Raw genomic sequence first — 13,375 nt, forward strand, 5'->3', positions numbered from 1 at the left:
ACCGGGCGTCAGTCCGACGCCCGGTCAGTTCTGCCCCGGACGGCGGCCGATCGGATGATTGCGGCATAAAAGATCGTCAGTTGTCACATGATGTGACCACTTGGTTACGCACTGTGTTCCGACGATCCTCCGTGAGGTCCCTTATGCCGGTTCGCCGGAGAGTGAGCGGCAGCTGTCTGGCTGCCGTGCTGACCGTTCTGGCGGGGCTGGTCGCCCTGCCCGCGGCCGAAGGGGCGCCCGCCCGGGCGGCGAAGGCCGCGCCGGCCGCCGTCCGGGCCGGCGACGACGCCGTGGTCGCGATCCGCAAACGGGTCACCGACGCGACCATGCCCATCGAACCCGGCGGCGTCTTCACCTACGAGCTCACCGCGAGCTGCTCCTCGCTCACCACCTCCTGCATCGGCGCGGTGATCGAGGACGTCCTGCCCGCCGAGTTCGACGTGACCTCACTGCCGCAGAGCACCGACACCCGGACGGTCGACTACGACCAGGCCACCCGCCGGCTGGTCATCACCTTCGCCGAGCCGCTGTCCAGCCCGCCCGCCCCGGCCGGCAGCACCGGCCTGCCCGCCGGCGCCAGCCGCAACCTGGTCATCGGCATGCGGGTGCCGCAGGAGACCCCGCTCCAGGACGGTGCGGTGATCAAGAACACCGCGACCATCGACGCCGACAACGCCCCGGGCGCCGAGGACAGCGCGGACGTGACCGTGCGGATCCCCCGGGTGGTCCGGCCGCTCACCACCAAGCAGTGGGCCGACGGCGCGGCCGTCGCCCAGTCCGACGCCGTCAGCACGATCACCCTCGGCGTCCGCAACGCCTCCTCCACCTCGGCCCAGGTCTCCCGGCTCACCACCGAGGACGTCGCCACCGAGGTCTTCGACGCCTTCGACCTGGTCGCCCCGGTCACCGTGGCCACCTTCCCGGCCGGGGCCGACCGGGCCAGGGTGCTGGTGTGCACCAAGCCGGTCGGCACCCCCTGCGCCGACGCGGACCACCAGGCCGGGCCGCAGTCCGCCGGCCCCGACCTCCCGCTGCCGGACGGCGTCGCCGCCGGCGCGGTCACCGGCATCCGGGTGGAGTTCACCAGCTCCACCGGCGCCGTCCTCCCGTACGACCCGACCGGCGGGCAGCTGCGGCTGTCGGTACGGCTGCGCGACACGGTCCGCTCGACCGGGGCGCAGCTCGCCCCGACCACCCGCACGACCGTGCACAACTGCGCCACCACCACCGCCCAGGACCCGGTGGCCGGCACCGTGACCGGTGACCAGGCCTGCGCGGAGTTCGACATCCTGCCGAACATCGCCACCGTCGAGGCCACCAAGTCGTTCTTCTCCGACACCGACGGCGACTACCAGGCCGACGGCAGCGCCGTGCTCGGCACCGGCGCCCCGGTCAGCATGGTCGCCGGCGCCCGCAACACCGCGCCGTTCCCGGTCGCCAGCCTCACCGTGACCGAACCCTCCGCCACCGCCGCCTCCGAGTTCGACAAGGTCGACCTGCGGGCGGTGCGGATCACCTTCCCCGACGGCGCCACCGCCGGCACCCTCACCGTGACCTGCCGGGACGGCAGCGCCCCGGCCGGGGTCGCCCTCAGCCGGCCGCCGGACGTCCAGGACCTGCCCGGCACCGGCTGCCCGGACGCCAACCCGCCGAGCCGGGTGTCGGTCACCTTCACCGGCACCGACGCCGCCGGCCACGGCACCATCGCCTCCGGCACCACCGCCACGCTCGCCCTGCACGGCGTGCTGAACGCCAAGGTCACCGAGGCCGACGTCACCGACGGCGTGGCCAACTGCGCCGACGCCGCCGCCACCAACCCGGTGGACGGCGCCGGCGCGGGTACCTCCACCGCCTGCGCCGCGCTCCCGGTCGAGGACCCGCGCAACGACGTGCGGCAGAGCAAGACCGTCACGCAGGACGACCTGCCGCCCGGCCAGCCGGTCACCTTCACCCTGGACCTCGCCAACGAGGGCAACGGCCCGATGGTCCGGCCCACCGTCACCGACCCGGTCGACCCGACCGCCACCGGCACCCTGTTCGACCTGGCCCGGCTGACCTCGTTCGCGGTGACCTACCGCTCCCCGGCCGACCTCCCGGTCGTGCTGGAGGTGTACGACCCCAACGCCGCCGCCTGGGTCGCCTACGACGAGAACGACGCCTCCCTGCTGGCCCGCGCCCGCGGCGTCCGCGCCCGGGTCGACGGCGACCTGCCCCCGCACGGCCGGCTCATCCTCGGCGTCACCGTGGTCCGCCGCGACGGCGTGCCGGACGGCCTGACGGTCCGCAACTGCATGCTGACCAGCGCGAACGGCGTCCCGGTCGGCGACCCCGTCTGCACCGCCGCCGACATCGTCACCGACCCCGTCCGCAACGGCGGTTCGATCCAGAAGAGCCTCGCCCCCTCCACCGTCCCCCGCACCCTGCCCGGGGTCCCCCGGCAGGAGGTGGACCTGAAGATCCGCGCCGAGAACACCGGCAACACCAACCTGCGGCAGCTGGTCGTCACCGACAACGACGCCGCCTTCTTCGACGCCGCCGACCTGCTCCGGATCGCCGGCGTGAGCTTCCCGCCCGGCGCCGACCGGGTCCGGGTGGACGCCTGCACCACCGCCTGCACCGGCCCCGGCGCGACCTGGACCGAGGGCACCGCCACCGGCAGCGACACCCCCGGCCTGCCCGCCGGCGTCGACGCCGCCGACGTGCGCGGCCTGCGCTTCACCTTCACCGGCTCGTCCGGCGACCACACCCTCACCCCCGGCGGGAACTTCCCGACCGACGGCGCCTGCCCGCAGGCCACCGTCTGCCTCAAGGTCGCCGCCCGCGCGACGCTGCGCTCCGCCCCGGCCACCGAGGTCCCCGGCCAGCTCTCCGACACCGCCCAGGCCGCCGGCGAGAGCAGCCTCCAGCAGTCCGGCACGCTGTTCCCGTTCGGCGACAGCACCGCCACCCTGACCGTCCAGCAGGGCACCGCCCGGATCGCCGTCACCAAGACCCCGGACTCCCGGATCGGCCCCGGCGAGAGCGCCCCGTTCACGATCAGCGTCCGCAACACCGGCACCGGCCCGGTGCCCGGACTGGTGGTCGCCGACCCCGTCCCCGACCTGCTGCGCTTCGACGAGACCTTCGCCGGCGACGCGGGCCTGCCGTACCGGATCACCGCGACCGGGCCCGGCACCGACCCCGTGCCGGTCCCGGTGTTCGAGCCGCAGCGCGACGCCACCGGGCTGATCACCAAGGTGGTCTGGCGCTTCCCCGACCGGCCGCTGCTGCCCGGCGCCGAACTGAAGATCCTCTTCCAGGTCCGGCTCGCCCCCGGCGTCCCCGGCGACTCGGTGATCCAGAACGTCGCCGGAGCCGGCTCCACCCCGATCCCCGACCTGGACTGCCTGCCCGGCACCGACCGCGAGGGCCGGGCCGTCGACGACACCACCCGGTTCGGTCCGGGCACCTACTGCACCTCGCTGGCCGAGGTCACCACCCTGGCCGGCACCGCCTTCGAGGCCACCAAGTGGGTCAGCGGCGAACCGGCCCTCGGCCTCTACAACTCGGTGAGCGGCAGCTACGTCCCGCTCGACTCACCCGGCTGCCCGCAGCTCACCCGGGACGGCCGCACCTACACCCGCTACCCCTGCACCGCGCTGATCCGACCCGGGCAGAAGTTCGAGTTCCTGATCCGGGCCACCAACACCGGCACCGAGCCCGTCCGCCGGATGCGCCTGCTCGACGTCCTCCCGTACCAGGGCGACACCGGCGTGCTGCTCGGCGGGCAGCAGCGCGGCACCGAGTGGGCACCCCGGCCGACCCTGGCCGCGGCGCCCGAGCTGAGCGGCCAGGGCACCATGACCACCAGCTACTCCACCGTCCCGAGCCCGTGCGGCACCACCATCGCGACCCCCAGCCGCACCTGCGCACCCGGCAACTGGCAGCCCGGCTACACCGCCGACGCCACCGCGGTCGAGCTCGGCATCGACTTCGACCCGCTGCTCGCCGCGGGCGCCGAGGTCTTCGTCCGGCTGCCGATGGCCTCGCCGGTCGACCTCCAGCAGCCGCACGACCCGGCGATCGCCTGGAACTCCTTCGCGCACTCCGAGACCGTGGTCCACAACGGCACCGCCGAGGACCTCCCGGTCACCGAACCCCCCAAGGTCGGGATCGGCCTGCGGTTCGGCAACCTGCGCGTCGACAAGGCCGTCACCAACCTGCCCGACGGGGTGAAGGCCGGCCCGTACACCCTCGCCTACCGCTGCACCGTCACCCCCGAGGGCGGCACCCCGCGGACCGTCCGCGAGGGCAGCGCGCAGTTCGACCCGGCCGACCCGTTCAAGCTGACCGCGGTGCCCGCCGGCGCGACCTGCAAGGTCTGGGAGACCGACGCCGCCGGCGCCGGCAGCCCCAACTTCGGTGAGGCCAACGCCCTGGAGACCGTCATCACCCCGGCCGCGGCCGGCGAGGACGGCCAGCTCCTGACGATCACCAACGAGTACCGCCTGGCGGGTCTGCAGATCCGCAAGACCGTCACCGGCGCCGCGGCCGCCGAGGTCGGCGGCGGCCCGTTCACCGTCCGGGTGGACTGCTCCCTGCAGGGGCAGCAGCTCGCCGGCTTCCCCAAGGACGTGGTCTTCCAGGGCGCCGGCACGCAGTCGCTCGACGGCCTCCCGGTCGGCGCGCGGTGCACCGCCACCGAGCCCGGCACCGGCGGGGCGACCACCGTCACCGTGACCGCCACCGACTCGGCCGGCGGCGACCAGGGCACCGCGGTCGTCGACTCGGTACCGGGCCGGACGGCCAGCCTCACCGTCGCCAACGACTTCCCGACCGGCTCGCTGCGGATCGTCAAGAAGCTCGACGGCAACGGCGCGGCCTTCGCCGACCGCACCTTCCGGTTCCGGATCGCCTGCTCCTTCAACGGCAAGGCCGACGTGGTGGTGCGCACCCTCGCGCTCAAGGCCCCCGACCTGACCGGCTCGGTCGACGACCTGCCCGCGGGCGCGGTGTGCACCGTCACCGAGGTGGACCCGGCCGGTGCGGACCACACGCCCCCGCCGGTCGGCCCGGTCACCGTCCGGCCCGGCCCGGACCAGCAGGACACCGTCCAGGTGGACTTCACCAACACCTTCTCGACCGGTGCGCTGAGCCTGGTCAAGCAGGTCACCGGCGCCCCGGCGGACGCCCCGTACGTCCGGGACGCGGTCTTCACCTTCCGGGTCACCTGCGTGCGGGACACCGAAGGGGACGGCGGCTCGCCCGCCGTGGCCCTGGTGGTCCGCCAGCGCTACCAGCTGAAGGCCGGTGACCGGGTCCGCATCCCCGACCTGCCGATCGGCGCCCGCTGCTGGGCCGAGGAGCTCGACCGGGCCGGAGCCTCCGGCGCGAGCGTCGACCACGGCAGCGCGACCGAGGCGGTCACGGTGACCACGGACGCCCCCGAGATCACCATCACCGCGGTCAACACCTTCACCGCCGGCACGCTGCGGCTGGTCAAGCAGGTCACCGGCGACGGCGCGGCGCTCACCGGCGGCCGCAGCTACACCCTGCTGCTGTCCTGCGTGGCGGACCTCGGCGGCGGCGCCACCACCACCCTGGTCGACCGCCGCCCGTACACCCTGGACGGCCCCGGCGAGCGGGCGGTCGACGACCTCGGCTTCCCGCTGCCGACCGGGGCGCGCTGCTGGGCCACCGAGTCCAAGGACGGCGGTGCCACCAGCAGCACGGTGGACCACGGGTCGCCGCAGACCGCCGTGGTGATCGGCACCGACCAGGCGGTCACCATCACCGCGGTCAACACCTTCGGGAGCGGCCGGCTGACCGTCACCAAGCAGGTGGTCGGCCAGGGCACCGGGCCCTACACCTTCGAGGTCCGCTGCGTCGCCCGGGACTCGGACGGCACCGAGCTGCCGGTCCCGCTGGCCGCCGCGGACGCCCGCTTCACCCTGGACGCCGGCGGCAGCCGCACCATCGCGGTGCCCGCCGGGGTGCGCTGCACCGTCACCGAGGTCGACCCGGCGGCGGAGGCCAAGGTCACGGTGGAGGACACCGATCCGGGGACGCCGGCCGGGGTCGTCCAGCTCGGGGAGCAGGGGGGTGCGCAGGCGGGGGTGACGGTCACCAACGAGTTCCCGTCGCCGTCGCCCTCGCCGAGTCCGTCGCCCTCGCCCTCGTCTTCGCCTTCGCCGAGTTGGACGACGCCGGGCCCGCACCCGACCCGGCCGCCGAACCCGCGGCCGATGCCCGACACCGGTCTGCGGGTCCCGCCCGCCCTGCTGGCGGCCCTCGCGGTGGCGGTGCTCACCGCAGGCCTCGCCCTGACCCGGGCCCAGGGCCGCAGGAGGCGCCACTAGTTCGGGCCGTGACGGCGGCGCACGCCGCCGGTCCGCGCGCCACCGCCCCCGGAGCGATCGCTGCTCCGGGGGCGGTCGCGCGCGGTCATGAGGCGGGCGTGCCCGGGGTACGGCGAATTCGTGTTCGCCAGCGAAGTTTCATGGTTATACGATCACTCGGCCGAGCGCTGCGTACCTGCAGCCGGCTCGCTCACACCACCACCCCGGGGGACAGTTGAAGCTCCGTCGTTCGCTCGCCGCTGCCGTTTTCCTGGCCACGGCCGCCGCGCCCGTCGCCATGGCCGCCACTCCGGCCTTCGCCGACACCACTCCGGCCGGCCACGAGCAGACCGACCCCGCCGAGACCCAGGCGGACGAGGCGAACCGGGCGGCGATCGAGAAGCTGCTCGTCTACCCCAACGACTACCTGCTCACCGCCCCGAGCACCTACCTGCGCGAGCACGCGGCGGCGGCCCTGGCCGGCACTCCGGCCGACCGCGCGCACTTCCTCGCGGTGGCGGTGGACAAGATCCGCAAGGACGACGCGCGGATCGCGATCGCCCGGATCATGAACACCGCCGGTCCCGTCCTCAAGCAGGCCTGCCGGGACCACCTCGATTCGGACGATGTCGATGTGCTCCGCGCGTTCCTGAAGACCGGCCAGTTCGTCGCCCGGGCGGAGGACGAGAACCGCGCCGAGGTGCAGCGGATCATCGACGACGCGAGCAGCGGGCCCATCGTGCGCGAGGCCGGCCGCAAGGCGCTGGAGGGGACCGCCGCGGACGTCGAGCAGTTCCTCAAGGCGGGGCGGCAGCAGGCCCAGGACGTCGACGACCGGCTCCGCGTGACCCAGATCATGTCGGTCGGTGGCCCCGCGGTCCGCAAGGCCGCCAACGCCGTGCTCAGCGGCACCATGGAGGACGTCCGCGAGTTCCTGAAGACCGGTCAGTACATCGCCCGGGCCGAGGACGAGAACCGCGCCGAGGTGCAGCGGATCATCGACGACCCGGAGACCGGTGGGCACGTCCGGGAGGCGGCCCGCAAGGCGCTCGCCGGCGCCGCGGCCGACGTCGAGCACTTCCTCAAGGTGGAGCTCGGGCCGCTGCGCGACTCGGACGACCGGATCCGGGTCTCCCAGATCATCGAGGCCGGCGGTCCCGAGGTCCGCAAGGCCGGCACCGCCGCGCTCAACGGGACCATCGAGGACGTCCGCGAGTTCCTGAAGACGGGTCAGTACATCGCGCGCGCCAAGGACAAGGCCGCCGCCGACGCGGCCGCCGGGTCCACCGGGTCCGCGGGCAAGGACGGCTCCGGCACCACCACCGTCCCGGCCTCGCTCACCACCGGCGTCACGGGCACCTCGACGGCCACGGACGGCTCGCTGGCCAGCACCGGCACGACCGCCCCGCTGGAGCAGATCGCCCTGGCCGGCGCCGCCGCCGTCGCCCTCGGCGCGGGCACCCTCGTCGCCGCCCGGCGCCGCCCCCAGGCCTGACCCGTTCGCACGGACCGGGCCCCCGCAGCAACCACGCTGCGGGGGCCCGGGCCGTTCTCAGTACGGCAGCAGGTCGTCCGTGACCAACTCGAAGTCGAACGGTTCGGGGAGGTGCAGCCGCTCCCCGAAGTCGATGTCCTCACGACGGTGGTACTTCGTCCCGTCGGGCCGGCTGAACAGGGTGACCGTCCGCTGCCGGGCATCGACCAGCAGGTACAGCGGGATGCCCATCAGCGGATAGTCCCGCACCTTGCCGACCCAGTCGTTCTCCGGGTTCGAGGGCGAAACCAGCTCGACCGCGACGGCGGCGAGCTCGGACGGGACCTGGTTGTCGGACGTCGCCAGCGCCTCGGCCGGAAGGTACGTCAGGTCCGGGTTGCGGCTCTTGCCCACGTTCGGCGAGACCAGATCGGTGTTCTCGCTCGGAAGCAGCTCGACCGGGGCGTGGGCGTCGAACTGCCGCCGGACCGCCAGCAGGTTCCGCTGGTGGATGCCCGAGGGGCTGACCGTCACCACGATGGTGTCGCCGGAGAGCTCGACCTTGAACCCGCTCGGCAGGGACCTGCGGGCCTCTTCGAACAGCGCGTGGTGCTCCGGGTTCACGGACGCTCTCCTCGGACGAGCAGGGCAGCAACCTCAGCGTAGGCCCGTGGATCCGGCCGGTACGCAAAAGGCCCCAGACGAGTGATCTCACCTGGGGCCTTCGTGCTGTTCAGCAGCTGTGGCCAGGGCCGGGGTCGAACCGGCGACCTTCCGCTTTTCAGGCGGACGCTCGTACCAACTGAGCTACCTGGCCGTACTGCACCGCCCCTTGCGGGACGAGCGATCCTGACGGGACTTGAACCCGCGACCTCCACCTTGACAGGGTGGCGAGCTAACCAACTGCTCCACAGGACCTCGTGCGGATCTCATCCGCCTCAACACCTTGCGGCGTTGACTTTACTACGGTACTGCCGTGCCCCCAACGGGATTCGAACCCGTGCTACCGCCTTGAAAGGGCGACGTCCTGGGCCACTAGACGATGAGGGCTTGCGGCCCGCCCGGCTGGCATCCAGCGGTCGGGGACGTGAGAAGCATATGGGATGCCGGGCGGGAACGCCAAAACGGTTTCGGTCCGGCGGGTCAGCGGCCCAGGCGCAGGTCAGGGCGCGGGCCGCCGGCCGGTGGTCAGGACCAGCCGAGTTCGTGCAGCTCGTGGTCGTCGAAGCCGAAGTGGTGGGCCACCTCGTGGATCACCGTGGTGCGGACCTCGTCCACCACCTCGTCCTGGGATTCGCACATCCGCAGGATCGGCCCGCGGTAGACGATGATCCGATCGGGCAGCACCCCGGCGTACCACTCGCCGCGCTCGGTCAGCGGGGTGCCCTCGTACAGGCCGAGCAGCTCGGGGTCGCCGGGGTCGGGTTCGTCCTCGACGAAGACCGCGACGTTGTCCATCATGGCCGCGAGTTGCGGCGGGATCTGGTCGAGGGCGTCGGCGACCAGCGTCTCGAACTCGTCCCGGGTCATCTCCACCGCCTCATTGTCGGGTGTCCGGTGACGCGGTGCCAGGTGATCGGCGGTGATTGACTGAGGTGTGAGCTCCCACCGCACCGCAACCGGCGCCCCCGGCGCCCCGCCCCGCCGGCCCGCGCTGCTGCGCGGACAGGGCCCGACGGTCGCCGCCGTGGCGGTCGGCGGCGCGATCGGGGCGGCGCTCCGGTACGGCGCGGTGCTGCTCCGGCCCACCTCGCCAGGCGCCTTCCCGTGGACGACGCTGCTGGTCAACGTGGTGGGCTGCGCCGCGATCGGGGTGCTGCTGGTGCTGGTCGTCGAGGCGAGATCGGGTGCTCACCCGCTGCTGCGCCCGCTGCTCGGCACCGGCGTCCTGGGCGGCTTCACCACCTTTTCCACGTACGCCGTCGACGTCCAGCGGCTGATCGACCTGAACGAACCGGGGCGGGCGCTGGCGTACCTCCTGGGCACCGTGCTCGCCGCGCTCGGCGCGGTCTGGGCGGCGGCGACCCTCACCAGGCTCGCGCTGCGAAAGGGGCCGGCATGACCGAGGAATCCGGGCCGGACCGGGGAGCGCAGGGCCCCGGGCCCGTCCGCGAGCTGCGCGCCACCGTGCTGATCGGCGAGGGCGACACCTGGCACCACCGCCCGCTCTCCGCGGAGATCGTCCACCGGGCGCACGCGGCCGGCCTGGCCGGGGCGAGCGTGTTCCACGGGGTGGAGGGCTTCGGCTCCGGCTCGATGGTGCACACCTCCCGGCTGCTGTCGCTGGGCGAGGGGCTGCCGGTGGCGGTGGTGATCGTGGACCGGCCGGAGCGGGTCCGGGCGTTCCTGCCGGAGCTGGACGAGCTGATCGGCAGCGGCCTGCTGATGCTGGACGAGGTCGAGGTGGTCCGCTACGGCCACGGGCACCCCCGCGGCGGAGGTGCCCGGTGAACTGGTTGCTGGTGATCGTCGGCGCCCTGGTCGGCGCGCCGCTGCGCTACCTGACGGACCGCGCGGTGCAGTCCCGGCACGAGTCGGTCTTCCCGTGGGGCACCTTCGCGGTGAACGTCTCCGGCAGCCTGGTGCTCGGCCTGCTGACCGGCGCGGTGACGGCCGGAGCGGCGCCCGCCCGGCTCCAGCTGCTGCTCGGCACCGGGCTGTGCGGGGCGCTCACCACCTACTCGACCTTCTCGTACGAGAGCCTGCGGCTGGCCGAGACCGGCGCGCGGCTGTACGCCGTCGCGAACGTGGCCGGCAGCGTGCTGGCGGGCCTCGGCGCCGCGTTCACCGGGGCGGCGGTGGCCCGCGCGCTCTGGGGCTGACCCCGCACCGGCGCCTCCGGGTGCACCGCCGCGGGGCCGTCCGGGCGCCCGGCCGTGTCCGGCGGGCCCGCCGCGCGTTGGGCACCGAGAACGACGGACCGGCCCGGGTGGGGCAGGCGCGGGAGGTGGCTCGGTGGTGGCTGAAGGTACGGCGCGGCGGCGGCTGGCGGTGGGTGTGATGGCGGCGGCGCTCGCCGGTTTCGGGCTGAGCGGGTGCATGTCGGTCGGTGCGGCCTCCTCGGACCAGCAGGGCACCGCCCGGCCGAGCGGGCAGGCCGGCGCGCCCGGCAAGGCGGGCGCCGCCACCGGCGCGGCCCGCGGCAACGGCGGCCAGCGCGGCGAGCACGGGGCCGGCACGGTCCTGGAGGGCGTCTCGCCGGGAGCCACCCCGGCCGCCGGGGCGCCGGGCGGCGAGCCGGCCCCGGTGGAGTCCGTCGGGATCGTGGCACCGGTCGTGGTGCCCGGCGCGCCCGGCGACAGCACGGGGCCCAGCGGGAGCCCGGCGGGCCCGGCGAGTTCGGCGCCGAGCCCGTCCGCACCGTCCCACCCGTCGCCGAGCTCACAGCCCGGTTCGCCCTCGGCATCTGCGACACTGGTACCTGAACCATCGACCAGTAACTCCGGATCATCGGCTCCGAGTGCGGCTCCTACCGGGCAATAGCGCCCTGGCCAGCGGGTTTGCCTTTGATCCCGAGGTTCGTCTATGGTGGTAGATCGTTCGTTTGATTCATTTGATTGGCGCCTCTTCTTCACCCGGCGCCCTTGGCGCGTTCCGGCGATCCGTGGCTGACCGCATAGAGGCGGTCTTAACAGAACCCCGGACTTTGGCGCGTGCCACTTCCGGAAGGTTTTGCATTGTCTCTCGTTGACGACGCCCGCTTCGCCATGCCCGCGAACGGGTCCGACGCCGCCGACACCGTCCAGACCGACTCCCCCGAGACCGCCGAGGTCGAGACCGCAGCCGTGGTCGACCTCACCGCCGAGGAGTTCGGCGCCGCGGACCTCGACACCGACGAGGCCGCCGCCGAGGCCGCCGAGCCCACCCTCACCTTCGGTGACCTGGGCCTGCCGGACGAGATCGTCCGGGCCCTCGCCAAGCGTGAGGTCACCACCCCGTTCCCGATCCAGGCCGCGACCATCCCGGACGCGCTGGCCGGCAAGGACGTGCTCGGCCGCGGCCGCACCGGCTCCGGCAAGACCCTGAGCTTCGGCCTGCCGCTGCTCACCCGCCTCGCCGGCGGCGAGCGCACCCGGGCCAAGCACCCGCGCGGCCTGATCCTGGTCCCGACCCGCGAGCTGGCCATGCAGGTCGCCGACGCGCTGGAGCCGTTCGGCTCGGTGCTCGGCCTGCGCCTCAAGGTGGTCTGCGGCGGTACCTCGATGTCCAACCAGATGTACGCGCTGGAGCGCGGCGTGGACGTCCTGGTCGCCACCCCGGGCCGCCTGCGCGACCTGATCAACCGCGGCGCCGCCAAGCTCGCCGACGTCCAGGTCGCCGTCCTCGACGAGGCCGACCAGATGGCCGACATGGGCTTCCTGCCCGAGGTCACCGAGATCCTCGACCAGGTGCCGGCCGGCGGCCAGCGCCTGCTGTTCTCCGCCACCCTGGAGAACGAGATCGACACCCTGGTCAAGCGCTACCTGAACAGCCCGGTCACCCACGAGGTCGACCCGTCGGCCGGCGCGGTCACCACCATGACCCACCACATCCTCGTGGTGAAGCCCAAGGACAAGGCGCCGATCACCAACGCCATCGCCGCCCGCAAGGGCCGGACGATCATCTTCGTCCGCACCCAGATGGGTGCCGACCGGGTCGCCGAGCAGCTGATGGAAGCCGGTGTGAAGGCCGACGCGCTGCACGGTGGCATGACCCAGGGCGCCCGTACCCGGGTGCTGGGCGACTTCAAGGACGGCTACGTCAACGTGGTCGTCGCCACCGACGTCGCCGCCCGTGGCATCCACGTCGACGGCATCGACCTGGTGCTCAACGTCGACCCCGCCGGTGACCACAAGGACTACCTGCACCGCTCCGGCCGCACCGCCCGGGCCGGCCGCTCCGGCACCGTCGTCACCCTGGTGCTGCCGCACCAGCGCCGCGGCGTCTTCCGTCTGATGGAGGACGCGGGCGTGGACGCCTCGCGCCACATCCTCGACCACGCCTTCGACCCCGAGGTGGCCCGGATCACCGGTGCCCGCTCGCTGGTCGAGGTGCAGGCCGAGTCCGCCTCCGGCATCGCCGGTGCCGCGGAGCGCGAGGTCGCCGAGATGACCCGCCAGCTGGAGCGCGCCCAGCGCCGCGCCACCGAGCTGCGCGAGGAGGCCGACCGCCTGGCCGCCCGCGCCGCCCGTGAGCGTGCCGCGCTCGGCATCGAGGACGAGGAGCCGGCCGCCGAGGCCGACGCCGAGACCGCCGAGGCGCCCGTCGCCGAGACCGCCCCGGTGGTCGAGGAGGAGCGCGTTCCCGCCTACCGCGAGGCGCGCAGCGAGCGCCCGTCCTTCAACCGGGACCGCGACGACCGCGGTGGCCGGGACCGGGACCGGGACCGGGACGACCGTGGCGGCCGTTCCTTCGGTCGCGACCGTGACGAGCGTTCGGGTGGCTTCAACCGGGACCGTGACAACCGTTCGGGTGGCTTCCAGCGGGACAACCGTTCCGGTGGTTTCAACCGTGACGAGCGTTCGGGTGGCTTCAACCGGGACCGTGACAACCGTTCGGGTGGCTTCCAGCGGGACAACCGTTCCGGTGGTTTCAACCGTGACGA

At 73.7% G+C, this 13,375-nt stretch carries 8 protein-coding genes and 3 tRNA genes; 6 read left to right on the forward strand and 5 right to left on the reverse strand.

What is annotated here, in order from left to right; genetic code table 11:
- Window positions 1–185 precede the first annotated feature (185 nt).
- Together ABT014_RS07630 and ABT014_RS07635 are read left to right on the forward strand one after the other, a co-directional pair.
- The gene (locus ABT014_RS07630) at window positions 186–6,338 is read left to right on the forward strand and encodes a DUF5979 domain-containing protein (protein ID WP_350637725.1); all 6,153 of its coding nucleotides are present in this window, start codon (window positions 186–188) and stop codon (window positions 6,336–6,338) included.
- A gap of 214 nt (window positions 6,339–6,552) precedes the next feature.
- Complete coding sequence (locus ABT014_RS07635) at window positions 6,553–7,812, forward strand: ALF repeat-containing protein (protein ID WP_350637726.1); 1,260 nt, start codon at window positions 6,553–6,555, stop codon at window positions 7,810–7,812.
- A gap of 57 nt (window positions 7,813–7,869) precedes the next feature.
- On the opposite strand, the gene ABT014_RS07640 is transcribed toward ABT014_RS07635, so the two are convergent.
- The 5 genes from ABT014_RS07640 to ABT014_RS07660 form a co-directional block, all read right to left on the reverse strand.
- The gene (locus tag ABT014_RS07640) at window positions 7,870–8,415 is read right to left on the reverse strand and encodes a Uma2 family endonuclease (protein ID WP_350637727.1); all 546 of its coding nucleotides are present in this window, start codon (window positions 8,413–8,415) and stop codon (window positions 7,870–7,872) included.
- Window positions 8,416–8,534: 119 nt separating this feature from the next.
- Window positions 8,535–8,608: transfer RNA gene (locus ABT014_RS07645), tRNA-Phe, on the reverse strand.
- Window positions 8,609–8,635: 27 nt separating this feature from the next.
- Window positions 8,636–8,709, reverse strand: a tRNA-Asp gene (locus tag ABT014_RS07650).
- Between the two features lie 59 nt (window positions 8,710–8,768).
- Window positions 8,769–8,841: transfer RNA gene (locus ABT014_RS07655), tRNA-Glu, on the reverse strand.
- 138 nt (window positions 8,842–8,979) lie between these two features.
- The gene (locus ABT014_RS07660) at window positions 8,980–9,321 is read right to left on the reverse strand and encodes a metallopeptidase family protein (RefSeq protein WP_350637804.1); all 342 of its coding nucleotides are present in this window, start codon (window positions 9,319–9,321) and stop codon (window positions 8,980–8,982) included.
- 67 nt (window positions 9,322–9,388) lie between these two features.
- Between ABT014_RS07660 and crcB (ABT014_RS07665) the strand changes: the two genes are divergently transcribed.
- The 4 genes from crcB (ABT014_RS07665) to ABT014_RS07680 all read left to right on the forward strand — a co-directional run.
- A complete protein-coding gene (gene crcB, locus ABT014_RS07665; protein WP_350637728.1) occupies window positions 9,389–9,853 on the forward strand; it encodes a fluoride efflux transporter CrcB in 465 nt (154 codons plus the stop codon).
- Entirely contained in the window at window positions 9,850–10,242 is a 393-nt protein-coding gene (locus tag ABT014_RS07670) for a DUF190 domain-containing protein (RefSeq protein ID WP_350637729.1), read from the forward strand. The genes crcB (ABT014_RS07665) and ABT014_RS07670 overlap by 4 nt, the downstream gene beginning before the upstream one ends.
- A complete protein-coding gene (gene crcB, locus ABT014_RS07675; RefSeq protein WP_350637730.1) occupies window positions 10,239–10,613 on the forward strand; it encodes a fluoride efflux transporter CrcB in 375 nt (124 codons plus the stop codon). The genes ABT014_RS07670 and crcB (ABT014_RS07675) overlap by 4 nt, the downstream gene beginning before the upstream one ends.
- An 885-nt stretch (window positions 10,614–11,498) precedes the next feature.
- Window positions 11,499–13,375, forward strand: a 1,877-nt coding sequence (locus ABT014_RS07680; protein ID WP_350637805.1) for a DEAD/DEAH box helicase, incomplete at its 3' end; no start/stop codon positions are given.

It is taken from the genome of Kitasatospora sp. NPDC094015, assembly GCF_040304075.1.
Taxonomy (GTDB): Bacteria; Actinomycetota; Actinomycetes; order Streptomycetales; family Streptomycetaceae; genus Kitasatospora.